Source organism: Maribacter algarum (ex Zhang et al. 2020) (genome assembly GCF_005885635.1).
Lineage (GTDB): Bacteria > Bacteroidota > Bacteroidia > Flavobacteriales > Flavobacteriaceae > Maribacter_C > Maribacter_C algarum.
The window spans coordinates 353,512-380,095 of record NZ_VATY01000002.1 but is presented as its reverse complement, the minus strand read 5'-3'; the positions used below and the strand labels follow the sequence as shown (position 1 = coordinate 380,095).

Annotated in this window: 28 protein-coding genes; 11 read left to right on the top strand and 17 right to left on the bottom strand. The window is 37.8% G+C overall.

Going from position 1 to position 26,584, the window contains the following annotated elements:
- The first annotated feature begins 19 nt into the window (after window positions 1-19).
- The 4 genes from FEE95_RS10515 to FEE95_RS10500 are packed head-to-tail and all read left to right on the top strand — an operon-like array spanning window position 20 to window position 3,638.
- Window positions 20-1,387 carry an exonuclease domain-containing protein gene (locus FEE95_RS10515; RefSeq protein ID WP_138657903.1) on the top strand — a complete coding sequence of 456 codons (1,368 nt, stop codon included), beginning with the start codon at window positions 20-22 and terminating at the stop codon, window positions 1,385-1,387.
- A 10-nt stretch (window positions 1,388-1,397) separates the two neighbouring features.
- Window positions 1,398-2,231 carry an ion transporter gene (locus tag FEE95_RS10510; protein ID WP_138657902.1) on the top strand — a complete coding sequence of 278 codons (834 nt, stop codon included), beginning with the start codon at window positions 1,398-1,400 and terminating at the stop codon, window positions 2,229-2,231.
- On the top strand, window positions 2,231-3,142 hold the full coding sequence (gene miaA, locus FEE95_RS10505) for a tRNA (adenosine(37)-N6)-dimethylallyltransferase MiaA (RefSeq protein ID WP_138657901.1): 912 nt from the start codon (window positions 2,231-2,233) through the stop codon (window positions 3,140-3,142). Before FEE95_RS10510 ends, miaA begins: the two co-directional genes overlap by 1 nt.
- Window positions 3,135-3,638, top strand: a complete 504-nt coding sequence (locus tag FEE95_RS10500; protein ID WP_138657900.1) for a gluconokinase — start codon at window positions 3,135-3,137, stop codon at window positions 3,636-3,638. The genes miaA and FEE95_RS10500 overlap by 8 nt, the downstream gene beginning before the upstream one ends.
- A 38-nt stretch (window positions 3,639-3,676) precedes the next feature.
- Here the strand turns inward: FEE95_RS10500 and FEE95_RS10495 are convergent, their stop codons facing one another.
- The 13 genes from FEE95_RS10495 to FEE95_RS10435 all read right to left on the bottom strand — a co-directional run bounded on the left by FEE95_RS10495 (window position 3,677) and on the right by FEE95_RS10435 (window position 16,060).
- Window positions 3,677-4,390, bottom strand: a complete 714-nt coding sequence (locus FEE95_RS10495; RefSeq protein WP_138657899.1) for a response regulator transcription factor — start codon at window positions 4,388-4,390, stop codon at window positions 3,677-3,679.
- Between the two features lie 5 nt (window positions 4,391-4,395).
- Window positions 4,396-5,973, bottom strand: coding sequence for a sensor histidine kinase (locus FEE95_RS10490; RefSeq protein WP_138657898.1), 1,578 nt, complete (start codon window positions 5,971-5,973; stop codon window positions 4,396-4,398).
- A gap of 84 nt (window positions 5,974-6,057) precedes the next feature.
- Window positions 6,058-6,639 (bottom strand): dephospho-CoA kinase, encoded by a 582-nt coding sequence (coaE, locus tag FEE95_RS10485; protein WP_317129246.1) that lies wholly within the window; start codon window positions 6,637-6,639, stop codon window positions 6,058-6,060.
- Entirely contained in the window at window positions 6,639-7,595 is a 957-nt protein-coding gene (locus tag FEE95_RS10480) for a CdaR family protein (protein WP_138657896.1), read from the bottom strand. Before FEE95_RS10480 ends, coaE begins: the two co-directional genes overlap by 1 nt.
- An 11-nt stretch (window positions 7,596-7,606) precedes the next feature.
- A complete protein-coding gene (locus FEE95_RS10475) occupies window positions 7,607-8,605 on the bottom strand; it encodes a glycosyltransferase family 2 protein (RefSeq protein WP_138657895.1) in 999 nt (332 codons plus the stop codon).
- 48 nt (window positions 8,606-8,653) lie between these two features.
- On the bottom strand, window positions 8,654-9,463 hold the full coding sequence (locus FEE95_RS10470) for an enoyl-ACP reductase FabI (RefSeq protein WP_138657894.1): 810 nt from the start codon (window positions 9,461-9,463) through the stop codon (window positions 8,654-8,656).
- Between the two features lie 68 nt (window positions 9,464-9,531).
- Window positions 9,532-11,184 carry a DNA repair protein RecN gene (gene recN, locus FEE95_RS10465; RefSeq protein ID WP_138657893.1) on the bottom strand — a complete coding sequence of 551 codons (1,653 nt, stop codon included), beginning with the start codon at window positions 11,182-11,184 and terminating at the stop codon, window positions 9,532-9,534.
- Between the two features lie 55 nt (window positions 11,185-11,239).
- A complete protein-coding gene (porD, locus tag FEE95_RS10460) occupies window positions 11,240-12,130 on the bottom strand; it encodes a type IX secretion system protein PorD (protein ID WP_138657892.1) in 891 nt (296 codons plus the stop codon).
- Complete coding sequence (gene coaBC / locus FEE95_RS10455; RefSeq protein WP_138657891.1) at window positions 12,123-13,328, bottom strand: bifunctional phosphopantothenoylcysteine decarboxylase/phosphopantothenate--cysteine ligase CoaBC; 1,206 nt, start codon at window positions 13,326-13,328, stop codon at window positions 12,123-12,125. Before coaBC ends, porD begins: the two co-directional genes overlap by 8 nt.
- 3 nt (window positions 13,329-13,331) lie before the next feature.
- The gene (locus tag FEE95_RS10450; protein WP_171037027.1) at window positions 13,332-13,664 is read right to left on the bottom strand and encodes a DNA-directed RNA polymerase subunit omega; all 333 of its coding nucleotides are present in this window, start codon (window positions 13,662-13,664) and stop codon (window positions 13,332-13,334) included.
- Between the two features lie 12 nt (window positions 13,665-13,676).
- Window positions 13,677-14,513 (bottom strand): outer membrane protein assembly factor BamD, encoded by an 837-nt coding sequence (locus FEE95_RS10445; RefSeq protein WP_138657890.1) that lies wholly within the window; start codon window positions 14,511-14,513, stop codon window positions 13,677-13,679.
- Between the two features lie 123 nt (window positions 14,514-14,636).
- Entirely contained in the window at window positions 14,637-15,527 is an 891-nt protein-coding gene (gene dapA / locus FEE95_RS10440) for a 4-hydroxy-tetrahydrodipicolinate synthase (protein WP_138657889.1), read from the bottom strand.
- The gene (locus FEE95_RS10435) at window positions 15,527-16,060 is read right to left on the bottom strand and encodes a DUF6913 domain-containing protein (protein ID WP_138657888.1); all 534 of its coding nucleotides are present in this window, start codon (window positions 16,058-16,060) and stop codon (window positions 15,527-15,529) included. Before FEE95_RS10435 ends, dapA begins: the two co-directional genes overlap by 1 nt.
- A gap of 80 nt (window positions 16,061-16,140) precedes the next feature.
- On the opposite strand from FEE95_RS10435, the gene FEE95_RS10430 reads away from it, so the two are divergent.
- The 5 genes from FEE95_RS10430 to FEE95_RS10410 all read left to right on the top strand — a co-directional run bounded on the left by FEE95_RS10430 (window position 16,141) and on the right by FEE95_RS10410 (window position 19,387).
- Window positions 16,141-16,905 (top strand): 5'-nucleotidase C-terminal domain-containing protein, encoded by a 765-nt coding sequence (locus FEE95_RS10430; protein ID WP_138657887.1) that lies wholly within the window; start codon window positions 16,141-16,143, stop codon window positions 16,903-16,905.
- A gap of 3 nt (window positions 16,906-16,908) precedes the next feature.
- The gene (locus FEE95_RS10425) at window positions 16,909-17,820 is read left to right on the top strand and encodes a bifunctional metallophosphatase/5'-nucleotidase (protein ID WP_138657886.1); all 912 of its coding nucleotides are present in this window, start codon (window positions 16,909-16,911) and stop codon (window positions 17,818-17,820) included.
- Window positions 17,821-17,832: 12 nt separating this feature from the next.
- Window positions 17,833-18,288 carry a GNAT family N-acetyltransferase gene (locus tag FEE95_RS10420; protein ID WP_138657885.1) on the top strand — a complete coding sequence of 152 codons (456 nt, stop codon included), beginning with the start codon at window positions 17,833-17,835 and terminating at the stop codon, window positions 18,286-18,288.
- Window positions 18,289-18,304: 16 nt separating this feature from the next.
- Window positions 18,305-19,078, top strand: a complete 774-nt coding sequence (locus tag FEE95_RS10415; protein WP_138657884.1) for an NIPSNAP family protein — start codon at window positions 18,305-18,307, stop codon at window positions 19,076-19,078.
- Window positions 19,079-19,153: 75 nt separating this feature from the next.
- On the top strand, window positions 19,154-19,387 hold the full coding sequence (locus tag FEE95_RS10410; protein ID WP_138657883.1) for a hypothetical protein: 234 nt from the start codon (window positions 19,154-19,156) through the stop codon (window positions 19,385-19,387).
- Here FEE95_RS10410 and FEE95_RS10405 read toward each other — a convergent pair.
- The 3 genes from FEE95_RS10405 to FEE95_RS10395 all read right to left on the bottom strand — a co-directional run bounded on the left by FEE95_RS10405 (window position 19,384) and on the right by FEE95_RS10395 (window position 23,724).
- Window positions 19,384-19,674 carry a hypothetical protein gene (locus tag FEE95_RS10405; protein ID WP_138657882.1) on the bottom strand — a complete coding sequence of 97 codons (291 nt, stop codon included), beginning with the start codon at window positions 19,672-19,674 and terminating at the stop codon, window positions 19,384-19,386. The genes FEE95_RS10410 and FEE95_RS10405 overlap by 4 nt on opposite strands.
- Window positions 19,675-19,688: 14 nt before the next feature.
- On the bottom strand, window positions 19,689-20,267 hold the full coding sequence (locus tag FEE95_RS10400; protein ID WP_138657881.1) for a M23 family metallopeptidase: 579 nt from the start codon (window positions 20,265-20,267) through the stop codon (window positions 19,689-19,691).
- Window positions 20,268-20,331: 64 nt separating this feature from the next.
- A complete protein-coding gene (locus tag FEE95_RS10395; RefSeq protein WP_138657880.1) occupies window positions 20,332-23,724 on the bottom strand; it encodes a ThuA domain-containing protein in 3,393 nt (1,130 codons plus the stop codon).
- A 118-nt stretch (window positions 23,725-23,842) separates the two neighbouring features.
- Between FEE95_RS10395 and FEE95_RS10390 the strand changes: the two genes are divergently transcribed.
- Window positions 23,843-24,424 (top strand): YdeI/OmpD-associated family protein, encoded by a 582-nt coding sequence (locus tag FEE95_RS10390; protein ID WP_138657879.1) that lies wholly within the window; start codon window positions 23,843-23,845, stop codon window positions 24,422-24,424.
- On the opposite strand, the gene FEE95_RS10385 is transcribed toward FEE95_RS10390, so the two are convergent.
- A complete protein-coding gene (locus FEE95_RS10385; protein ID WP_138657878.1) occupies window positions 24,421-25,683 on the bottom strand; it encodes an MFS transporter in 1,263 nt (420 codons plus the stop codon). The two genes, FEE95_RS10390 and FEE95_RS10385, sit on opposite strands and share 4 nt — an antisense overlap.
- Before the next feature lie 133 nt (window positions 25,684-25,816).
- On the opposite strand from FEE95_RS10385, the gene FEE95_RS10380 reads away from it, so the two are divergent.
- Window positions 25,817-26,584, top strand: coding sequence for a CDP-alcohol phosphatidyltransferase family protein (locus FEE95_RS10380; protein WP_138657877.1), 768 nt, complete (start codon window positions 25,817-25,819; stop codon window positions 26,582-26,584).

Here is a 26,584-nt window from a genome sequence, read left to right as displayed (position 1 = left end):
AAACATCTGAATACCCTACATGTACGCAATACTAGATATTGAAACTACCGGAGGAAAATACAATGAGGAAGGCATAACGGAAATTGCAATCCATAAATATGACGGACATGAGGTGGTGGATAAGTTTATCTCTTTGGTTAATCCTGAGAAAGATATACAACCTTTCGTAGTCAAACTGACCGGTATTAATAATAAGATGCTCCGCACTGCTCCCAAGTTTCATGAGGTAGCGAAACGCATTGTTGAAATCACCGAAGGTGCTGTTATCATAGCTCACAATGCACAATTTGATTATCGTATTCTAAGAACAGAATTTAGACGATTGGGGTACAATTTTGAGCGTAAAACCCTTTGTACAGTTGAGTTATCGCAGAAATTATTGCCAGATGCTGAATCCTATAGTTTAGGAAAGTTGGTCCGTTCTCTTGGTATTGCGGTCAGCGACCGCCACCGTGCTAATGGAGATGCGTTAGCGACTTTAAAGCTTTTTCGATTATTACTTAGTAAAGACTTAGATAAGTCCATTATAAAAACGGTAGTACGTGCCGAAACGTTGGGAGAATTGTCGACACGTCAGCTTGATATTGTTGATACACTTCCTTCAGAAACTGGAGTTTACTACATGCACAATAAGGATGGCGAGATTATTTTCTTAGGGAAAAGCAGTAACATCAAAAAAAGGGTAAATCAACACTTTACCAAGAGTGGAAATAAGGCAAGAAAACTCCAAAAAGAGACAAAAAAAGTAACTTTCGAGAAAACGGGAAGCGAATTAATCGCGCTCTTAAAGGAGAACGAAGAATTAAAACGAAACAAACCTAGATACAATCACCGAGTAAAACCAAAACTATTTTCCCATGGTTTGTATCAAACGATTTCGGAGGATGGATATATCCAATTCTACACAGCCGCTATAAATGCAAAAGGAAGTACGGGATTGGTCACTACTTTCAGCAGCAATGCAAGTGCTAAAAACCTACTCTATAAGATTAGCAAAGATTTTAATCTATGTGACAAGATAAACGGACTCTCAGAAGCCAAAAGTAATTGCTCAAAATACAAAGAAGGTAACTGTAAAGGAGCTTGTATTCAAAAAGAAGGGGTGGATACGTATAATGAAAGGGCTTTGGAAGCACTGAAGACCTTTTCCTTATCAATGAAAAACTGCATTCTTACTGATAAAGGCCGTGAGGTGGGTGAATACAGTGCCATTCTAATTCAAAATGGAGAACTCAAAGGTATAGGATTTTACGATTTGAATCATCAAATAAATAATATTCATATCTTAGAATCGATTATCACTCCCATGAAAAGTAATGCCAATACCACCCATATCATTGAATCATACCTACGAAAGCGTCGTGTAAAGAAAGTTATCGACTTATAAAGTATACGCTTTGAAAAACAAGAAACCGAACCAAGGCTGGAAAAGTAAAATTCATGAAATCATCTATGAGGCGGATACGCCCATGGGCAAGTGGTTTGATATCGTCCTTTTTATTCTAATTATTACGAGCGTCATCTTGGTAATGCTTGAAAGTGTTAAGGAAATTGATACTAAATACCATGATATTCTACTAAGCCTTGAATGGGTAATTACCATCTTCTTTACAGTAGAATATATAGCGCGTATCGTAAGTATAAAAAAACCATTCAAGTACATATTTAGCTTTTATGGGATTATAGATTTAATCTCCACTATACCGCTTTACATCTCTTATATTTTTGCAGGTTCTCAAGTATTATTGGCGGTTCGAGCACTCCGATTATTACGTGTTTTTAGAATTCTAAAGTTGGTTCAGTTCTTAGGCGAAGCCTCTCAACTTACGAGAGCATTGAAGGCAAGTAGAGCGAAAATCGCGGTATTTATTTACGCGGTTTTGATTTTATCTGTTATTATGGGAACCATCATGTATCTAGTTGAAGATGATGCTGCAGGTTTCACAAGTATCCCGAGAAGTATCTACTGGGCTATCGTAACCTTAACTACGGTAGGTTATGGAGACATTGCTCCTCAAACAAGTTTAGGGCAACTTATAGCGACCATAGTAATGATATTGGGTTACGGGATAATCGCTGTACCTACGGGAATAGTTACCTCAGAATTTACTAAACAGGGTAATACCGAAGAGGATAAAATTCATCTCAACACACAATCCTGTCCGACATGTTCTTGCGAAGGTCATCGCGATGAAGCTTCACATTGTTTTAATTGCGGAAGTGAATTGTGATGAAGAAAACACTGATTACCGTTGTTGGCCCAACGGCTATAGGGAAAACAAAATTAGCTATCGCCATAGCGCAGCATTTTGAGACAGAAATCCTTTCAGCGGATTCCCGTCAGTTTTTTAAGGAAATGAGAATTGGTACAGCTGTCCCCTCTAAAGAAGAACTGTATAGTGCTCCACATCATTTTATTCAACATAAAAGCATAAACCAATCGTATTCCGTCGGTGATTTTGAAAGGGATGCTATAGAACTTCTGCATTCTCTATTTAAAGAAAAAGACATTATAGTTCTTGTTGGTGGAAGCGGATTATATGTGGATGCCGTCACAAAGGGTTTAGATACCTTTCCAAAAATCAACCCAGAAATACGGACAAAGTTGAACACCGAATTAAAAGAACACGGAATAACCCATCTACAAGAACGACTTAAAGAACTTGATGCGTCTTACTATGCCCAAGTAGATTTAGAAAACCCACATCGATTGATTCGCGCATTAGAAGTTTGCATTGGTTCGGGTGAGCCCTACTCCTATTTCATCAATCAAGAAAAATCAAAAAGACCTTTTGATATTTGTACAGTGGGCATTAGTGCAGATCGAGAAATTATTTATGACCGCATTAATCGACGAGTAGACTCAATGTTGGCAGAAGGGCTTTTAGAAGAGGCGAAGTCCGTTTACCAATATAAAGAACTTAATGCCCTTAAAACAGTCGGTTATAAAGAACTATTCAAATTTTTTGAGGGTGAGTGGGAACTTGATTTTGCCCTATCTGAAATCAAAAAAAACACCCGTAGATTTGCAAAACGTCAATTAACTTGGTTCAAAAAAAATAAAGAAACCCTTTGGGTTGATTTTGAAGAAAATAGCTCGGAAATCTTGCGAAAAATAGAAAGCAAAATAAGTAATGAATAAAGCCCCAATTTTTTATGTTATGGGAGTTTCCGGTTGCGGAAAGAGCACGATTGGAAAACTCCTAGCGAAGGAATTTGGCATTCCCTTTTTTGATGGGGACGATTACCATCCAGAGGGCAATGTTAAAAAAATGGCCGCAGGCAATCCATTAAACGATGATGACCGGCAAGGGTGGCTTGAGCAACTAAATACTTTATCTTTAGACCATAAAGATAGAGGTCTTGTAATTGCCTGTTCTGCCCTGAAAAAAGTCTATAGAGAAATACTTCGCAAGCATGTGGCAAGTCAAGTAGAGTTTGTCTATTTAAGTGGAACCTTCGAAGAGATATCGGAACGCCTTTTACAACGAAAGAATCATTTTATGCCATCAGGTTTGTTGCAATCGCAGTTCGATGCTTTAGAAATACCCTCAGATGCGATAACCGTTTCTATCATGAAAACGCCAGTAGAAATACTATCCGAAGTGATTGAGCTTTATAAAACAAAAAAGCCTTGACTTAAATGCCAAGGCTTTCTTATTCTTGTTATTAGCTATTATTCAGTTTCTGTCTTTACCACCAATCTAAATCCTTCACCATGAATATTTAGGATTTCAACCGTATCATCAACCTTGAGATACTTGCGAAGTTTTGCGATATACACATCCATACTTCTAGACGTGAAATAGTTGTCATCTCTCCAAATCTTGGTAAGTGCCAACTCTCTGGGCATTAAATCATTTTCATGTAAAGCCAAAAGACGAAGCAATTCATTCTCTTTAGGGGAAAGCTTGATAGCATCTGTTTCTTTGTACTTTAAGAAACGAAGTTTTGAATTCAAATGGAAACCACCAATCTGGAACTCAAATTTTCTACTATCCGCAAGCGTATTAGAAGCTTTTCTTTGCAAGATTGCCTTCAACTTCATCAATAATACCTCAGAATCGAAAGGCTTGTTTAGATAATCATCCGCACCGGCCTTGTATCCCTTCAATACATCTTCTTTCATTGTCTTGGCTGTAAGGAATACGATAGGAACATTTTCATTCTTCTCACGTATTTCCTTAGCCAAAGTAAATCCATCCTTATAAGGCATCATTACATCAAGAATACAAACATCATAGTTGTCTTTCTTGAATTTCTCAAAACCTTCCATTCCATTTTTTGCCAAAACCACATCAAAATCGTTCATTGACAAATAGTCCTTCAGTACGATACCAAAGTTTGGGTCATCCTCTACTAAAAGAATTTTTTTGTTTATCGCTTCCATAAAATTTAAATTAAAGGCAGTTTAATGTAAAAAGTGCTTCCTTTTCCTTTCTCACTTTCTGCATAAACTTCACCTTGATGATCGTCTATTATTTTTTTTACGTAAGAGAGCCCTAATCCGTGTCCCTTTACATTATGTATGTTACCGGTGTGTTCACGGTAAAATTTCTCAAAAACTTTTTTAAGTACCGCCTTACTCATTCCGGCACCTTGATCCTGTATTTTTATAATAATATTATTCTTCGCCAATTCAGTGAACACATCTATTTTGGGAGGTTCAACTGAGTATTTAATAGCATTGTCAAGTATATTCACAATTACATTGGTAAAATGCATTTCGTTCGCTAAAACCTCTCTTCTATCTGCATCTAGATGGGTTTCTATATATCCTCCACGGTCAGCAACAATAAGTTCGACATGGGCTATAGCGTCTTGTACTATGTCGTGAACATCTACTCTGTCCTTACTAATATCAAGCTGATTCTTCTCAAGTTTTGAAATACGTAAAACGTTTTCAACCTGCGCATGCATTCGCTTGTTCTCGTCACGTATCATTTGCAAATAACGCATCACTTTTTCCTTATCATCGATAATTTTCGGATTCCGTATCGCTTCGACCGCTAAATTTATCGTAGCAATTGGAGTTTTAAACTCATGCGTCATATTGTTAATAAAATCAGACTTAATTTCAGAAATCTGTTTTTGTTTGATTAACTGATAAATCGCACCCGAATAGGAGGCTACAATTACCAAAGTGAACAAAAGCGATAAAATTGCCAACCCAAGTATTGAACTTATTAGAAAGCTCTTTTTCTTTGGAAAAGAAAGTAAAAGTGAAAAATTAGTTTTTCCTTCGCTATCGACAAAAATCGGAGCTTCATAAAATGTATTGACCTTATACTTGAATCGCTTTGATTTAACCTTAGTAGGCAAACCATTACTATAAATGCCATATTCATATTCCGTATCAACCCCTCTATTTTTGAGTTCACGATTGAGCAAAAGTTCTACCTCTTGGGTAGAGACTCTTTCATGGATAGGTACTTTCTTGGCGAACTCGCTGAAAATATCCTCGAACTGGGCTTTTTCTATTGCACTTAACCCACCGATTTTTTGATATTTTTGAAGTGGAGTCAAACGATATTCTTTTCCGTCCAATCCAAACTCTTCCTTCAAAACAGTTGTAGTTCGCTTGCTGGTGTAACTCTTAATAGTAGTCGTATCACCAATGCTAGTGTCAAAGAACGTGTAGGGGATGTTGTAATCTTCTTCTAAAATACCATGTTCGTATAAACGCAACTCGTTCGAATCAAAGTCGCGATAACCAAACATGATATTGGTATAATTGGCGTCCTTCAATTCGCCAATGCTATCTTTTTGATTTAAATAGCGATCAGAATAATCCTTCCGCTCCCTTCCTTCTATCTTATCAGTAACTTTACTTAAAACCTCTGTAACAGCATTGGAAAATTGTTCTTCTTTGTCTTCTACCGACTTTTTTATCCAATAAAACTGGACAAAAATTATTCCAATAAGTGAGAGGCTCATTAAGATTACCAAAAGAATAAACAATCTTTTATTCATCTCTAAGCTAATTTAAAGATTATACTTCGGGCAAATTACGGCTTTAACCAAACCTTAACAAAAATGTTAAAAAAACGTGGAACTCTAGCAATAATCAAGGAGAGCCTTATTCACTCGATTGACTTCTTTTTTGGTTTTCGATAAGTTGGTGTTCTCGATAACATAGTCGGCAAATGGTATTTTTTCTACATCTTCCAACTGGTTCATTAATCGATTTTGAACTTGCTCCTCAGAAATACCGTCTCGTTCCGAAACTCTTTGTATTCTTTGAGCTTCTAGGGCCACAACTAAAATAATCTTATCATAAAAATCTTGGGATTTATTTTCAAAAATAAGTGCGGTTTCTTGTATTACGTAAGGAGCATCCTGCTTCTTTTCCCACTTTACAAAATGAGCTCTAACAGCTGGGTGCACAATTGAATTTAACTTTTGTAGCAGCTTTTTGTTATTGAAAATTTTATCAGAAATCAACGTTTTGTTTAACTTTTTACCTGTAAAGGCTTCTTCGCCAAGTAGTTCAATTATAGCATTTTTTACCTTTTTCGAAGTCCTCATTAATTTACGTGCCTCCTTATCAGAATTGTAAATTGGGACACCTAATTCTTTGAAAAAGTTAGCAACCGTGGTTTTACCACTACCTATTCCTCCGGTTAAACCTACAATCATTATTCTCGTTTTAGAATGTATTCTACTTCCATTTCTTGCAGTATAGCACTAGATAGTTGCTCTGGTATTTTGTTCAGTCTCAAAGCAATTCTTTTCGATTTGCTGTTCTTCTTTTTGTCGAAGTCTGCAATTACAGTAAAATCAGAAGGTTCCAGGTCTTTTAGAGCACCAATTGTACCTTTACATAAAACATTAACTTTATCAGGAAACATTTTGACCGATGTTCCTGTTGGAAGGTTCAACACTTTAACCTTAATGGTAATCATTTTTTCAGAAAATCTTGAAACCTTTCCAGAAACCGTAATCGATGTTTCAGAGAAGGTGCTAAAGCGTAATCCAACAGGAACTATGACAGTGGCTTTACGAGTAAAATCAGAAGTCAAATCGATAAGGTTTATTTTAGATGACTTCACATTTGCAATGGTATCAATCTCGTTCCTTGGGCCTTTAATAATAACTGTGGCAGGAGTAACTTTTAATTTTCCATCCAACAAATAATTTTGCTCCAAACTTAAATTTAATTGGGGCTTAACCGGAACTTCCTTAGAAATAACTTCTTGAAAATCAAAAAACAAGGTATCTTTTTCGATGTCTATCAGCCGCATTGAACTTGGAAGTTGTTTTTCTATTTGGGCCCTATAATTTTGATAGGACAAGTAATATTGACGCCCTTCTTTTGCAACGGCGGATAAATCAATAGCAATATTTTTCTTTTTGAAATTGAATCCTAAGAATTGAAAACCTACGGCCTCCAATTTCACATTAATTTTATCTTGGGAAGAGTTGACCAGCATAAGATCTTCCTTGGCATTTGCATATTCCAGTTCGAAAGTTGTATTGCTAATATAAGATTCCGATAAATTGCTAATGAACCAAGCTGAAGTTGAGCAAAATAAGAACACCAAAAAGACTTTAACTTTTCGCTTTTTTAAGCTGTTTCTGATTTTTTGTATCACGTGTAGGCATTTTAAAAGAATAATTTTGGGAAAATCTCTTGAGGCTTCTTACTTGTGAAGTTAAGAAGAACTGTTGATTTTAAAAAACCTAATCCATAGCCCACAAACTGTATTTGTACAGCAAGCACCGCCCACAAAGCAATTGCTATACTTTTTGTCTTAAATAGTGCATCGATAAAAACAACTAGAAAATAGACCCCATAAAGGAATAAAGGAACTAATATACCCACTGTTGTCAAAATCAATGCGACAACGAAACCAAGGCAAAAAAGAATTGGAAACCAATAGGTAACTTTAGCCGTTTGGGGGTGCCACTTGTTCAATATTGGGCGTACGATCCCGAACTTATTCACTTGAGTATAAAATTTGCCCCAATCAATTCGGCGCTTGTGATAGACATAAGCTTCCGGAATCAAACGGGTTTCATATCCTTTGTTCCATAAACGAAAGGTCAAATCTGGGTCTTCTCCAGGATGGATTTTTCCAAAACCGTTTGTAGCTTCAAAAGCTTCTTTTGAAATACCCATATTGAAACTCCGTGGTTGAAATTTATCTACGGAATTTTTACCTCCCCGAATTCCTCCTGTGCTTAAGACCGAGGTCATTGCATAATTTATGGCTTTCTGTACCAAACTAAAGGACTCATGAGCATTATCAGGACCTCCAAAACAATGTACATAGCTTTCTTTTAGGGATTGATAAACAACTTCTAGGTATTGCACAGGAAGGATGCAGTCTGAGTCAAGCACAATAAAGTAGTTGCCCAGGGCCTTTTGCATACCGTAGTTACGTGAATCACCCGGACCTGTATTATCTTTTTTGTAATAGGAAATGGAGATTTCGTTCTGAAACTTCCTGACAATTTCCTCGGATGTTTCAGTCGAACCATCCTCAATAATAACCACCTCAAAAGGGTTATGAAAAGTTTGTGCCTCTATACTCTCAAGCAATTCCTCAATCTCATTAGGCCTATTATATACAGGAATAATAAAGGAAAAGGATAGCTCCATTTGTTTGAATTTGATAAACCGATAAAAAGTAAGGACTTGAGTGGTTTCCTACTCGAACTTTTCAATCACTTCTTGACTCACTCCTGTATTTGAAAAACCTCCATCGTGAAATAGGTTTTGCATAGTAACTTTTCTAGTAAGGTCTGAAAACAAGGAAACCGTAAAATCAGCACAATCTTGGGCAGAAGCGTTTCCTAAAGGAGACATTTTTTCCGCATAACTGATAAATCCGTCAAATCCTTTTACTCCTGAACCTGCTGTTGTTGCTGTCGGCGACTGAGAAATGGTATTCACGCGTACCTTCTTTTCTTTTCCGAAGAAATAGCCGAAACTACGTGCTACCGATTCCAAATAAGCTTTATTGTCAGCCATATCATTATAATCTGGAAAAGTTCGTTGTGCAGCCATATAAGTTAGGGCAACAATACTTCCCCATTCATTCATTGCATCAGCCTTATATAAAGTTTGCATAACTCTGTGAAATGAAAGTGCCGAAATGTCCCATCCTTTAGCAGTGAAATCATATTTTTCATCGGTATAATGCCTTCCTTTTCGAACATTAATTGACATTCCAATAGAGTGCAAAACAAAATCCAACTTACCGCCAAGAATCTCCACCGACCTACTTACCAAATTTTCCAAATCCTCTTGATTGGTAGCATCAGCAGGAATTACTTCAGATCCCGTTTGCTCAGCCAAAGTTTTGATTTGCCCCATACGCATTGCAACCGGAGCATTTGTCAGTACAAAAGTTCCTCCTTCGGAATGAACCCTTTCAGCGGTTTTCCAAGCAATGGAATTTTCATCAAGAGCACCAAAAATGATTCCTCTTTTACCCTTTAATAAATCGTAAGACATGTATTTTCGTTTTCAATTGTTCTTTAAAGTTGTCAAAGATATTCAAAAAAGTTGGCAGAAGTCCTTAACTAATTCAAAAGCTGTCTTGCATGTGCAATTGCGGAATCAGAAAGATCAGCACCTCCAAGCATTTCGGCCAATTCCACCACTCTTTCATCTTGGGAAAGCTTTTTCATTTTGGTGTTTGTAGTTTTACCCTCTTCGGTTTTATAGACCTTAAAGTGTTCGTTGCCTTTTGAAGCAACCTGAGGTAAGTGTGTAATTGAAAACACTTGCATATTCTTGCTCATGGCCGCCATAATATCTCCCATTTTATTCGAAATCTCACCTGAAACTCCTGTATCAATTTCATCAAACATCATTGTTGGTAAATGGTCATATTTGGCCAAAATCGCTTTAATCGTAAGCATAATTCTTGAAAGCTCACCTCCTGAGGCTACTTTCTTTAACTCACCAAAACCACTACCCTTATTCGCAGAGAACAAAAAAGTAAGATTATCACAACCATTTGATTTAAATTCTGAAGAGAGATGCATCTCTATTTGAAATTCTGCACTTGGCATTCCCAACAAGGCCAAACTATCCTCAAGTTGTTGTTTTAAATTTGACAAAACGGATAATCTCCGTTTTGTAAGTGTTTCAGCTACTGTTTTTAAATCTTTCTCACTTTCTAATAGTTCTTCTTGTAGCCTATCAATATTAGATTCAATATTTTCCGTTGCTCCAACACTCTCGGTGAGTTCTTCTTTTACTTTTAGTAGCTCAGCAATATCTAAGGCAGAATGTTTCTTTTGTAAGTTGAATAGCAGCTGTAGTTTACCACTCAATTCTTCTAACAATTGAGGATTTGCTTCCGTTTGCTCTTGTAACGAATATATCTCACCAGCGATATCATTAAGCTCTATAAAAACGGATTGTATGCGCTCGTTTAAATCTGAATATTGACTTCCGAATTCAGATAATTTGTTAGAAGCCTGTTTCAGTTCACTTAACATACTTAATATACCAATTTGCTCACCATTCATCAATTGCCCACTTATAGACAATTGTTCTGTAATGGCCTCTACATTGTTCAACTGCTCGTACTGCTTTTCAAGTTCCTGCTGCATTCCAACTTTTAACGAAGCCTCTTCCAACTCCTTCAACAAGAAGCTATTGTATTCATATTCTTTATCCGCATTATTTTGAAAATCAACAAGTTGACCCAGTTCTTTTGAAGTATTCTTGTAGTGCTCCAACTTCTCGGAATAATTATGCAGAGTAGATGTATTATCTGCTAAAGCATCTATAACTTTCATCTGATAATCAATATCTCCTAGTTGTAAAGTTTGATGCTGTGAATGCACATCGATTAGCTGATTTCCTAATTGCGAAAGTATGTCTAGTGTAATTGGGGTATCATTAATAAAAGCTCTCGATTTTCCACTAGGGAGTATCTCTCGTCGAACAATAGTTGTATCCTCGTAGTCTAAATCATTCCCTTTAAAAAAAGATTTAAGCTTATACTTTTTAATTTCAAACTCAGCTTCAATAATGCATTTCTTGTCTTTGTCACGAAGCGCACTTAAATCAGCCCGTTTTCCTAATACAAGGGAGAGCCCCCCTAAAAGAATCGATTTACCTGCCCCTGTTTCACCTGTTATAATGGTAAAACCATCAGAAAATGAAACGTTTAAAAAATCTATTAAGGCGTAATTTTTAATGGATAGGTTTGATAGCACTATTGAAAAATATTAGTGCAGTAAAGATAATTGATATTTTAAATAATAGAAGAAATCAGTATTTAATATCGTCCCAAGCTGAACGAAATAAAGGGGCTACATTGTTCAAAGTTTCTTTTAACTTTACAACATCAACCTTTGGTCCATCAGAGAAGACACTTTTAATCTCTTCTGACTTCGCGTCAAAAAAGGTTTGAATCAAAAAAGCGTTAGGTCTACGCTTCTGAATAGCTTCGAACAATTTCATAGTACCTGCAATCACTTGCTTGCCAGTACTGTTATTATCGCCCAAAATATCTAGACCCTTTCTGTGGTAATTATACATCGCCACATGAAATTCACGATAGGTATTTGACAATAGGTCATCAACCAATTCAAAACGATTACGGTCTTTGCCAGTATTGCTCCATCCTTTAAAATTAGTACCTTGGGCTTGCGTAACAACCTTTTGGGCTTCTTTAAAGTATTCACTTCCTCCCTCTAAGGAAAAAGTATCAGCATCCATACCTAAAATTACGTACACGTAGTATGCCATTACACCAACTAAATTTGAACTGTAATTATTTTCATTATAGACCAAAGGCTCAAATTCGATATATTGAAATGAAAATTGGCCATCCTTATAATTAAAAATGGGCGTTTCATACGAAGTGTTGAAAACGGGTCGCGAAGATTGAATTACTATATTTCCCTCAAATCGATTGGATTCGTATTTAGAAAGAGTAATAATCATCTGAGCATTGACGCGTTCATTTTCCTTGTAAACCCTATTGGTCCATTTGTTTTTATTGACAAAATCATTCAATGACCTTTCCAAAGTCCTAAAAACCGGTAAGTCACCTTGGGGAAGTTCACTAGAGTTTACCGTTACAGTGGCATTCAACTCTTGAGCGTTCGTGGCTAATGAAAAAAGGATGCAAAAAATAGGAATTAAAAAATTACGCATTGATTCTACTTGTGATTTCTTCAAAAATATCCACAGCGACCGCTGCCTTGCTTTTTAAAGCAAACGTTTTAATAACTGAATTCTTATCTATAAATGTGATTTTATTCGTTTGCTTTCCAAAACCAGCTCCCGAATCGTTAAGAGAGTTTAGAACAATGGCGTCTAGATTCTTCTTTTTAAGTTTTCCTTTGGCGTTTTCTAGTTCGTTTTCCGTCTCAAGGGCAAACCCTACTAAAAATTGATTTTTCTTCTCTTTCCCAAGGGATAAAAGAATATCCTTGTTCTTGGTCAATTCAATAGACAAGTCTTCAGAGGCTTTCTTAATCTTTTGATTTGCTACTATTTTGGGGCGATAATCAGCCACAGCAGCAGCACATATGGCAATATCCGTATTCGAATAATGAGCATGCACCGCATCGTACATCTCATCTGCAGACACCACACGTATTAAGTTGATGAAATCATTTTTAACATTGAGACTCGAGGGGCCTGAAATTAAAATAACTTCTGCACCTAACCTTGCAGCTTCCTCCGCTAACTCGTAACCCATTAATCCTGACGAATGATTTCCTACAAAACGAACCGGGTCAATAGCTTCATATGTTGGTCCTGCGGTAATGAGTACCTTTTTAGCACTCAGCGCAAGCCCTTCGGATAAAATTTGTTTTATAAAATGTACGATATCTTCTGGTTCAGCCATGCGTCCTTCTCCATGTAAACCACTCGCTAACTCTCCAGAGGTCGCAGGAATCATAATATTGCCAAAAGATTCAAGTTTTTCAAAAGAGGCTTTAGTAGATGGATGTTTGTACATATCCAAGTCCATCGCTGGAGCAAAGAAAACAGGACATTTTGCCGAGAGATAAGTAGCCAAAAGCAAATTATCGCAGGTACCATTTGCCATTTTTGACAAAGTATTTGCGGTGGCAGGAGCTATTAGCATCAAATCAGCCCAAAGCCCTAATTCTACATGGTTATTCCAGTCCACAGTATTATTTTCCTCTTTTACAAAAGAAGAAAGCACCGGGTTCTTAGAAAGTGTCGCTAGCGTTAAGGGGGAAACAAAAGAGCTGGCACTATCTGTCAAGATTATCTTGACATTTGCACCAGCTTTAATAAGTAAACGAATGAGAAAGGTAGTTTTGTAAGCGGCTATTCCTCCAGTAATCCCTAATAGGATATTTTTGCCACCCAGCATAATTTATGCGTCTTTCTCAGTATTTCTGTAGTAGATCTTATCGGTCAACCACTCTTCAACAGCTAAAGCATGTGGTTTTGGTAATTTTTCGTAGAATTTAGAAACTTCAATCTGTTCTTTGTTTTCAAAAACCTCTTCAAGACTGTCGCTGTATGTAGCAAACTCTTCTAATTTTTCAAGCAGCTCTTTCTTAATGTCAGAATTAATTTGAATTGCTCTTTTCGAAGCAATTGAAATTGCTTCATAGATATTATCGGTTGGTGCATCAAACTCATTCTTGTTAATCGTTGTCGTAGAAACAGGAGCTTTCGAGTTTTTTAAATCATTCATGTTCATAATGATAGCTATTTATTTTGTTGCGGTTATATCTGAAGAATTTCGTAATTCTTTCTCTATTTTCTCTAGTAAATTATCGGCCTTTTTGGTAAACTTTGTTTCTGGATACTGTTTTTTAAGAACCCGGTAAGCCTCCTTCGCATTTTCTAAACGCTCTTGTTTCAAAGATTCAAAACTGTTCAAAGCCATACCAGTGCTAGCCTCTAGTTTTAAATATAGCGCCTCTTCTCGATAAATAGAACCCGGATAATCAGAAACAAAGTTATCTAACGAAGCTACGGCAGACCTTAGTACATCATAATTAAATTCACCTAACTTGTTAAACTGTTTTCCTATCTCAAATGCCTTCCGTTCTTTTTTGGTCGTTAACTCCTTCGCCATATCATTGGCCTCAGCAAAAAACTCAGAATCAGGATATGTATTAATAAAACCCTGGAGTTTTACCAAAGCCTTGTCGGTATCAGTTTGGTCCAAAGAATGGCTGGGTGAAAGTTCAAAATAACTTTTAGCACCTGAAAATGCGGCCTCTGGTACTTTGTCACTTTTTGGGTACGACTTGATGAAACGCTCAAATTGATAACCGGCCATATTAAAGTCCTCCCGCTTAAAATAACTGTCCGCCAAAAAAAACATGACCCTTTCCCCTTGAGGTTTTCCCACATATTTCGGAGCAATTTGCTCAAAAAGTCTGAGTGACCTTTTATAATCTCCCTCATCATAAAGTTTCTGCGCCAAATCATACTTTGGCTTCACATCAACTTCTTTAAGCACCTTTTGGTACTCACTGCAGGATGTAAGAAATAGAATAACTATTAAAAAAGGCAGGATGTGCTTCATTTTCAAAAACATTTTGCAAAATTACGGATTATCAGCGGATATAAAAAACATTTTTACCCTACGAAAATAGACTGTTGGCAGGCCATAGACAATAGTTTTAGCGAAGATTTAACTGTTGGCGACTTAAATATTTTCCTAAGCAGTAATTTTTCCAAAGGATTTTACGAAGGTTGAGATTCTAGCTTTCAAGCCAGATGTCGCTTCAACCAATGGAAGTCTTACAGTAGCATCACAAAGTTGAAAAGTTTCAAAAACTGATTTAATACCTGCAGGATTTCCTTCCTCAAAAATAAGATTCATCCCTTCCGACAATGCTTCATGAAGTTTTACAGCTTCTTCTCGATTACCATCCAATCCCAATCGAATCATACTTGAAAATTCTTCTGGAAGTCCCTGCCCTAGGACAGAAATAACTCCGGAACCACCGGCCAAAACAGTATCTAATGCCGTAGGGTCATCTCCTGAAATAATATGGAACCCTTCAGGTTTACCAGCAACAAGTTCTTTAACTTGATTCATTTCTCCAACAGCTTCCTTAATCCCTATAATATTATCAAAATCGGCGGCAAGTCGAAGTACCGTAGCCGGTAGCATATTACTACCTGTTCTGGCAGGAACATTATAAAGAATTATTGGTTTTTTGGCAACTTCTGATATAGCCTTAAAATGTTGGTAAATTCCCTCCTGGGTAGGTCTGTTGTAATATGGCACAACGGAAAGAATAGCATCAAAATCATCTGATTGAAATGCCTGAACCTCGTGTACGATGCGATGGGTACTGTTGCCGCCAATTCCCAAAACCAAAGGTAATCGTCCCCTATTGGCTTTGACAATCGTGTCCATGACAAGCATTTTTTCTGCCTTATTCAAGGTAACTGATTCACCTGTAGTACCTAGAACCACAAGATAGTCAACTCCACCGTCTATACAATAGTTCACAATGCGTCCTAAAGCATCCGTATCTATAGAAAAATCTTTTTTGAACGGAGTTACCAACGCCACACCTGTACCTACTATCTGCTTCATTATTTTATTTCGTTAAGAACCTTCAGGTATTTCTTTAATTCCTTTTTAAATACTTTAAAATCATTAATCGGAGTATCTAAAATCAAATCATTGTACTTCGAATCGACCTCTTTAAATCCAACACGAACCCTAGCTCTAGTCTTTACACTCATAATCTGTAAAAGCAGATTTTCCTGCGTATAGTAATTGACCAGCATATCATACTCGCGACTTAAAAATTCTAGTACATAACTATTTTCGATGTTTCCATTCCAACCCAAATCCTTATCCGAGAAAACCGGAGTAGAATAAGGGGAGTTTTTATCATAATAACTTTTATATCCTATTATTTTAACTGCATTAGGTCGTAATCCATAATCCTCGACAAACTCATAAAATAAATTCGCATTTTCAAAGGCATCCAAATCGACCAAGCAAGCCACCGAGGTAATACCCTTTTTACGGTGCACAGGATTGAATGGCTTTTTAAGCTCTTCTTTTAAAAATTTAACGCCTGATTTATACTTGAATTTATCTTTTATTCCCTTAAACATGTATTTTTACCTTTGGAACTTGTCTTTAGACAAATGTAAAGAATATCGATACATATTTCGGGCGCAAGATAAAAAGGATTATGAATTTAAAAATACAACAATTTGTTATAATTATAACTTCATTACTTTTTGCCTCCTGTAGAGATACCCCTACTATCCTGTCCCAAATCGATGCCAAACACTTGGTTATTGATAGTACTTTTGTCGGTATCGATTCCATTGAAATCTTTGTAGCTCCATATCGCGAAAGGGTTAACCAAACATTGGATAGCACTTTGGCCTATGCCCCTACTACACTCACAAAAACGGATGGAGAATACAATACCTCAGCGGGTAATCTTATGGCTGATATTATTCTTGAAGAAGCGAGCCCAATTTTCAAATCCCGTACAGGAAAAGATATTGATTTTGTGCTGATGAACCACGGAGGAATTCGCTCTACTATCTCCAAGGGAAAGGTCTCCGCACGAACAGCTTATGAAGTTATGCCATTTGAAAATTCCATTGTCGTAGTTGAATTAACCGGAAAATCTGTTTTGGAAATGATAGATTTTTTAGTGCATTCGAAACGAGCACATCCGATTGCAGGAATGCAGATAGTTCTAGACGCTAACAACAGCTTAGCCTCCTTAAAAATTCAAGGAGAAACTTTTGATGTGAACAAAAATTACTTCGTGGCTACTTCGAATTATCTAGTAACTGGAGGTGATAATATGGGGTTCTTTAAAGAATTAATTGGAACAACCGATACAGACTATTTGATACGAAATGCCATGATTGATTATTTTGCAAAGGTCGATACCATTAACTCGCCGGTAGATGATAGATTCTACAAACAGCAGTAAAAAATGAAAAGGAGAAAATTTTTAAAAAACACCTCGACAGCAGCAATAGCAGGCTTAAGCGGATTTTCATTGAACTCTTGTATTGGAGATTCTAAAAAGCATATCACTATCTTACATACGAATGATGTCCATAGCCACATTGACACTTTTCCCAAAGACCATTCTGAATTCCCAAATCTTGGAGGTCTAGCACGAAGAGCCGCCTTAGTCGAATCAATTCGAATAGAAAACAAGAATACTTTACTTTTTGATGCAGGGGATATTTTCCAAGGAACTCCTTATTTTAATTTTTACGGCGGAGAACTGGAATTTAAACTCATGAGCATGCTCAAGTATGATGCTGCTACCATTGGAAACCACGATTTTGACAATGGATTAAACGGACTCTACGCGCAACTACCAAATGCCAAATTTGAATTGCTAAGTGCAAATTATGATTTCAGCAATACTTTGATGAACGGGCATACCAAACCCTATAAAACCTATAATCGTGATGGTATAAAAATTGGAGTTTACGGAATCGGCATCGGACTTGAAGGACTGGTAAGCAAGAAGCTATATAGGGAAACCGTTTATTTAGACCCTTATGAAATCGCCCTCGACACGGAACGTAAATTGAAAGAAGAAGAACAATGTGACCTCGTTATCTGTTTATCACATTTGGGATATGCCTATGAGGCTTGGGAGAAGAGGCCCGACGACCTTACACTTGCCTCAAAAACAGATTATACCAACCTTATTATTGGTGGACATACCCATACATTTTTAGACAAGCCTACAATTGTTAGAAATAATAAAGGCAAAGAGGTGCTCGTAAATCAAGTAGGCTGTTTTGGAATCAACTTAGGCCGAATTGATTTCTATTTTGACAGTTCAAAAAATAATAGAACAAAAGGGGTTTCGATAACCGTTTGATATTCAATTACCATGTTTACTTTAAAACGAACAAATTCTAAAAATCCAGATTTTATTAAGCTTGTTGAACAGCTCGATGCCAATCTAGCGGAACGGGATGGAGAAGACCATGCTTTTTACAATCAATTCAATAGTATTTCTAATTTGAATCACACTGTGGTTTTGTATAAGGATAAAAAAGCTGTTGCATGCGGGGCGATAAAGAAATTTGACGACAGCTCTATGGAAGTTAAACGAATGTTTGTTCCTTCTGAGGAAAGAGGAAAAGGATACGCAACCAAGGTGCTAAAGGAATTGGAACTTTGGACCAAAGAGTTAGGAAATACACATTGCATTTTGGAAACTGGAAAAAGACAGCCGGAAGCCATTGCGCTTTATGAAAAGAACGGCTATCGGCGAATATCCAATTATGGTCAATATCAAGGCATTGAAAATAGCGTCTGCTTCGAAAAAAATGTATCTTCATAAGCTAAATCCGTTTATTATGAGAACATTAGGAAACCTTCTAGTAATTTTATGCCTATTTGGAATATTTATTGCAACCGCACAGACCCAAGAATACTATCAGCTTAAAACCTATTCGTTTGATACGGAGGCACAAGAAAAGACAACCGATGATTTCCTGAAAAATGCTTTCCTACCAGCATTAAAGCAGTTCGATATTCAGAATGTCGGAGTTTTCAAACCAAAGCCAATGGATTCTGTTACGCCTAAAAAAACGTATGTATTGATTCCCTTCTCTTCCCTAGTACAGTTCCGACTATTGGATGATGCTTTGGCAGCCAATACCTCCTATCAAGAAAATGGAAAGGCGTATTTAGAAGCATCTCATGACAATCCGCCCTATCAGCGCATTGAATCCGTATTGATGAAAGCCTTTATTGATATGCCAAAAATGGAAGCATCAAAATTAGATGGTGCGCGTAAAGACCGAATCTATGAGCTCCGAAGCTATGAAGCGGCCACCGAAGCCCTTTATAAAAGCAAAGTGGATATGTTCAACGCCGGTGGTGAAGTAAAACTGTTTGATAGACTAGGCTTTAATGCTGTTTTCTATGCAGAAGTTTTATCTGGCCCAACGATGCCTAATCTCATGTACATGACTACCCACGCTAATCAAGAAAGCAGGGATGCGAACTGGAAGGCATTTGTCGATTCGCCTGAATGGTCAAAACTTAAGGTAATGCCGAAGTATCAAAACACTGTTTCGAAAAATGTTACACTATTTTTGTATCCTACGGAGTATTCAGATTATTAATATTCAAATTGGTCTCAGAACTAAATAACATATGAAGCAAATGGTCGTTTGGTAATTAAAACTCCGACCTTTTTTATGAGTATTCTACCTTTATTAACAATAGTTCCTGTGCTTTTTTATTTGGTAGATGCGTATCATGAGAATGATACTAAAAAAGGATTGTTGTATATAGCAGCTTTTGCTCTTTTTGCGGTAATAGGCATTTCGATGTTATTTTTGATTGGTTGGGCTTTTGCCTTATGGACTCCAATTTTACTGGTATTGATGCTTTCTTTAAAACCCAGGAAAAAGTTCAAGAAAACCTCTTAATTATTGAGAATGTACTCCACCAGTTCGCGATGTTCCTCTTCTAGACTGCTTTTTGGAATTTTTTTTCCAGCTTGCCGATACCAATAACCGGCATTCCAATCATCTCCTTCTTTGCGGTGTAGATATGCATGAATCCATTTCGCGGTTGTATTGTTCATTCCGTCTACAATCTTATGAGCAGTGTCCCAATCCCCTTTTGCATCATACCAAAGAGCCTTTAGGGGTCCTGCCCAATTTTTAGGTGGCAACTCTTCAGTTAGCAATTTTTTGAATTCTTGATAGTTCATAGAATAAAAGTATATTACCTCAACCAAATATCAGGATCTAAATAAAACATACGCTTCCAGCCCTGAACGGATTCATCATCATATAAGTTCGGATAGGGAAAAGGTGTCGTAATCGCATAATGCAAATGCGGCGGTGTATTTATGGCATTTCCCGTATTACCGACGGTACCAATAACGGTTCCTCTTTTTAGGGGTTTGAAAACAAAGGTTTTAATTTCATCCATGTGCGCATAATAGTGAAAGCGCCATTTGGGACCTAGAACCATAACGGACTTCCCTCCTTTGCCTCCTTCATATGTATAAATTACAATTCCGTTTGTTGCGGAGACAATGTCAGTACCTTTATCTGCAAAAATATCTATTCCTTTATGTGTAATTGAAGTCCCCCATGGGTAAGCCCAGAATGATTCGTCATCCCAGCTACTAGTAGTTGCGTCCTTTACAGGTATAATCATATTTTGCGGGAGTAGAAAACCAATACCTATAATCACAATGGGCACCCAAAACCACTTACGCATACTTCGGTTACGCACTAAAAATGCCATTGACATTAAAAAGGCGTACCAAAATCTTCTTGTGGTGTTGGTTATCATTAAAACGGAATATAAAAAAGCATCCGATTTTATCGGATGCTTTCATTTGTTCGATTTTTACAATTTAATTGAACATAGCATTTACTACTGCTACCAAGGCCGGTGTCTTACCCTTTTCTACGGCACCAGTAATAACCAGTTTATTCTTTCCACTAGGTTTCTTCGTTAAGGGCATCACTATTGCGCTACCAGGCGTTCCTGGAGGTTGAACGGCCAAATTACCTTTACCAATAATTTCCCCTTCTGCCGAATCTAAACGAATATCAAAATTATACGCAACTTTGGGAGGTTCCTGCCAGCCTACCGTCAAAACTACAGCGCTTACTCCTGTAAGGTCAATATCATCCAATTCAAACCATCCTTTGGCTCCTTGGAGCACCAATAAATCTTGTCCTCCAAACGTAACGGCCATCATATCTTTGGTCTTAGTCGCTTCCGAAAAACCAACAGTGTTGCTAGCCAAGGCGACGGACTTAGAACCTGTCAATGGAACAGCACCTTCAGCACCTCCATCCGTATAACTAGCTGTCAATACCATTAAGTTTCCGGGAGTTGTGGCCTCTGCTTTTACAGAACCTTTTGGAGGTAATGATGGTTTCATACTTCCATCTCCATTCAATGACATGATATAGGTCGCTATTTGACTTGTCTCATTTGAGGTGATATTTGGGTGCGCAGCCATCATCACCTCACCCCAAACACCAGAACCACCTTCTTTTATTTTCCTTTGAAGATAGGATTTGGCATTTTTATCATCCTTGTATTTTGCAGCAATATCCCTGTAATTTGGTCCGATTGAGACCTCTGTTTCCTTGTGACAGGTTTTACAATCCATCGCTTGGGTCAAGGCCTTACCGGTAACCGATGCAGAAACTTGTTGGTGTCCTAAAGACATTGCCACTTTATCCATTCCCTCTAAATAGTCCACAGAAACAAAAATATTCTCTGGGTCAATGTCACTGCTCTCAGCATCTGTTACGGATACTTCATAATTAACAGGTTGCCCTGGCACATAGAAGGAGCTATTTCCACCCGTAATAGCAATATTCACTTCAGGTCTCGAATTTCCAGCCACTACAGCGGTACTCGCGCTAATTGCCGATTCACCTCCGGTATCCTTTACTTCTACTGAGATATTATATTCTCCAGCTTCCGCGTAAGTATGTGATATTTTTGGCTCACTGGTTTCCTTAGTTTCACCATTCCCTAAATCCCAAACATAACTAATCGCATCTTTTTCGCGATCCCTTGCTTCGACCCTTGCATTAATTGTCAAAGGAAGTTTTCCTGAAGTGTTGTCCACTATCATGTTATCAATAACAGGTGGACGATTACCGCCATTAAACTCTACATAACTTAATCCGGAATCCTTATTCGCCGAGAACCAGCCACTACCGTATTCTAAAAGGTACATTCTTCCGTCTGGGCCCATTTCCACATCAATCAAATTGTTAACTTTGATATCCGAAGCAAAAGGTTCCATTTTGTTGACACTACCGTCTTCAAACAAATGTACGGCCATCATCCAGCCACGCATCCAATCATAGATAATTACTTTTCCATCATAATAGGCGGGCAATCCACCACCGTTCGCATATTCATCGGAATAATAGGTTGGCCCAGCCATTGCATTTCTACCTCCGGTGGCAACCTGCGGAAATTCGGAAGTTTCAGCATACGGATAATAGACATAAGCTGGCTGTGCCGGTGGAAGTTCGGTCAAACCTGTATTGTTTTTAGAATCGTTGATTGGCTTTTCAGGGTCGAAAGTTATTCCACTTTCTCCAGTAGCATAATCGTAGTCGATATACGGCTTGTTATCCGCTATAAATAAAGGCCATCCAAAGTTTCCAGCCTCGCGAGCTTGATTCATTTCATCATGACCTCTTGGACCACGCGTGCCCAATTGATCTTCACGGGCATCGGGTCCGACGTCACCCCAGTATACATAGCCCCTTTTAGAATCTACCGAAATACGATAGGGATTACGATGTCCCATGGTGTAAATCTCAGGACGGGTTTTATCCGTTCCTACAGGGAATAGGTTACCATCCGGAATATCATAACTCCCGTCTTCATTAACTTTAATACGGAGTATTTTTCCACGAAGGTCGTTGGTATTTCCAGAAGAACGACGCGCATCATATTGCTGTTTTCCTGGAAGGTCATTCAAGGGAGCAAAACCGTTATTCACGTATTTTGCACCTTTCTCGTCAAAGGGAGTTGAATTATCCCCTGTCGATAGGTATAAGAGTCCATCACCGCCAAAAGCGATTGAACCTCCAGTATGGCAACAAATTTCACGTTGTGAATACACATCGATAATTTTTTGCTCGGAAGCCATATCAAAATTTCCATCTGAATATTTGAACCTTGATAAGCGATTGACTTCCTCATCACCAGTTGGGGCATAATACACATAAATCCAATTATTAGTGGCATAGTCCGGGTCTTTCTGGACTCCCATCAAACCTTCTTCAGCGTTTACTCCAGGTGTATTCAATGTTTTATCATACACATCAAATTTTGCTATCTCGGTCAATTCTTTTGTTGCCGCGTTATAGCGTAAAATCTCACCATGACGTTGTCCAATGAGCACATCGTTATTTGGCAAAATGGTCATTTCTGTAGGTTCGAAAAATTCACCTTCTGATAAAACAACTTTGGAAAAACGGTCAATTTCTGGTGGTATTTGCGAAGTGGCTTTTGAATAATCCAACTCTAAATTCTCCCCGATGGCATACTGAATGCCACCCAATAAATGTTTTAGGAAAGGGTCTTCTGCATAACTTTCATCAGTATGGCCCGCGCCTGTATAAAAGGAACGTCCGCCGTCAAATTCGTGATACCATGCAAAAGGATGATAATCACCGTTTTTTCCACCTTCATAAGTCGATTCGTCAATGGTCATCAAAACATTGACATCGGGATTGATGTTCTTATAATTATAAATTTCATCGGAGCGGTGCCAAACAGAATCGGTAAAATGTTTTGTTGCAATAAAACCGTTATCCTTGATAATAAAATCAGCTTCTGGAGTACCCGCTGGATGACTCAGAAATTGTGCCCCCACCAATTTGTTGTACCAGCCCCAGTCATACTCCGTATCAGTTGCTGCATGCACACCCACATAACCCCCACCTGCTTGAATATAGCGTTCAAAAGCCGCTTCTTGAGTATGGTCGAGCACATTCATAGTGGTGCTTAAGAAAATTATAGCAGAGTATTGTTTCAAATTGTCTTCGTTGAACAACTCCCCATTTTTGGTAGTGTCAACTTCAAAACCATTTTCGGCACCAAGCTTTTCAATAGCTGCGATTCCTACGGGAATTGAGGCATGTTTAAATCCCATGGTTTTCGAGAAGACCAAAACTTTAGGTTTTCCTTCTCTTTTATTAGTACAACTTCCAAGGACTAATCCGAAGATTACCACTATAGCAATAGCTAACTTTTTCATTTAAATTGTTGTTTGAGTTAAGTGAAGTCTCTAAAATACACATTAGGCTTTAAACGCCCATAGAACATCTATTAGAAAACCGTATTTTTAAAGAATTTGAGCCAATTCACAGTTTAGAATGAAAAAAATTCAAGAATATTATTTTGAGAACGATACCAAATGGAGGGCGTGGCTCCATGAAAATTATGCCGTCGAAAAAGGTATTTATTTGATATTTTATGCAGTTTCCCACAAAAATGAAAGCATGCGCTGGGAAGAAGCGGTTCGGGTAGCACTATGCTACGGATGGATTGATAGTACTGTCAAAAATATCGGGCCAGGAAAACGACGTCAATACTTCTGCCCAAGAAAGCCCAAAAGTGTTTGGAGCAGAGTCAACAAAGACCATATCAAAGTGCTTAAGAAAAGTGGACTGATGCACCAAAGCGGATTGGAATCCATAAAAGTGGCCAAAAAGAATGGTTCTTGGACTTCTTTAGATGATGTTGAAAATGGAATCATTCCAAAGGAATTAAAAGATGCTTTTGATAAAAACCCAACAGCCTTTGCCAACTTCCAAAACTTTACCAGAGGACAGCGTAAGAGTTATTTATACTATCTAAATCAAGCCAAGCGGGAAGAAACCCGTCAAAAACGGATTACTGAAATCGTCAGTCTTTGTGCAAAAAACATCAAAGCTCGTGGTGGCTGGGGAAGTTAAGTGGTTTCTTTTCTTCCAAACAAGCGATAGTATAGTACTGCAGCTACAAATCCTACAGATGAGAAAGCAGTGAGCATCCAAAAAACATTTTGGTGTCCGATTTCTTCCCCCGGGTGTGCATCCAATAAATATCCATAAGCGGGTCCAGCGAAGATATCAGGTGTATATCCAACTAAAGAAATCAAACCTACGGCCGTTCCTGTGAGAACTAAAGGAATCTTTCCCTCCTGCATTACAGCAAAATACAAAGCCCTTGCCGAGTAAACACCAACAGCAATAACCACAACTGAGATAAAAAATAAGGCTGTCGTTGAGGGTGCAATGAGTCCGGAAGCAAAAAGAACACCGCCAATAATACAGGCTAAAAAACTAAATACCAGTACCAAACTAATTCGAAAACGGTCAACCAACAAACCCAATAAAATTCCAGTGGTAGGTCTTAAAAACTGTAAAAAAGTGCCTACCTGAGCCGATTTCACTTCATTGTATTGCATAACTTCTTTTGCATATAAAGAGAGTACATCGGTAATTTTATATCCTACATAGGCACAAAGAATGATAACCATTAGTAGCTGAACCGCAGGAAGTTTAAGCACGGAAATTATCTGATGAACGGAAATTCGCTCCAAAAGAATCTCCTTTTCGTCGACACCCGATTTCATAAAAAACCACGTTAGTACCCCAATGAGACCAATGATAGCTACCGAAAAATATATGACATATTGAAATGCTTCTTCTCTTTCCTGCAATTGGGCGGTCACAACATGTTCTGAAATAAACATTGCAAAGACCACAACGCCTAATAAACCAAAAAGTGCTCCTGTGAGTCCGCGTCCACCATCGAGCAAGCCAAAGGCTTTCCCTTGAGAATTTAAACCTCCCCAAAGACGGGCTGATTTAATCATAGGTGCCCAAAAAAGAAAAATCGTAGTGAATCCCCAATAACCATACAAAAATTGTAGCGTTGTAAAATCAGGGAAGGTAACAAAAACCAATCCACCTAAGGCAGTCAACCAAAGGGCGATAGCCATTAGCTTTCGAGGCGGGAACTTGTCGGCCAAGGGACCACCAAATAAATACGAAAAGACCGCAACTATACCATATACTGAAAAACAGAGTCCGAGTTGGGTATTATCAAGTTGAAAAAGGTCTAATATGGTCGGTCTAAAAATACGGGGCAAGACAAAGGGTAGTATAAATACAGCTTCCCCTGCTAAAATTAAAAGTATAAGATAATACCAAGGGGCTTTTTTTTCCATTAATGGGAAGATACTAAGAACCTATTGAACCTTTTACAAAATGTAAATTAAATCTTACCTTTGTCTTAAGTTCTGCGGAGTGTACCAGGCTAACGTGTTTCCGTTACTGGTTTTCTTCAAGAACTTGAACGCTATGTCAAAGTTACCCAAGGAAAATCAGTTCTTGGATTTATCTGATTATGGAAGACCTTTTGCAAAAGTTATCGCGCAATCGCTTAAAGACACTTCCTTCACTCCTATCCATGTCACCATTGCATTTGTCATTTCGGGCTTAATAGCAATCGCCTGTATTCTAAATCATTATTACTGGGCAACTGCATTCTTTTTGGTTTTAAAGTCCATTCTAGATGCCGCAGATGGTGAATTAGCTAGAATTAAGAACACGCCGTCTTATACAGGCCGGTATTTAGATTCCGTCTCCGATATCATTTTGAACCTTCTGATTTTGATGACCATTTGGTATGTTACAGATGAGTCATTGGCACTCACTATTCTGGCCTTTTTTGGAATTCAGCTGCAGGGCACGCTCTACAATTACTACTACGTTATTCTCAGAAATAAGCATAACGGAGATACCACCAGTAGGGTTTTTGAAAATAAAACACCTAAAGCCTTGAAGGGAGAAAAGCAAAGCAACGTCAACATTCTTTTCAGGCTCTACACCCTATCTTATGGGGTTTTTGATAAAATCATTTATAAAATGGATGCCAAAGCGGTAGAAGCTCAAAAGCTACCAAATTGGTTTATGACAGCGGTTTCTACATTCGGATTGGGATTTCAATTATTGCTTATTGGTATCATGTTAGCTCTCGATTTAAAGCAATATATCATTCCGTTTTTTATCGGATATTCTATTTTTATTCTGGTATTTATTGCAATTCGCAGATTAATAAATCGGTAA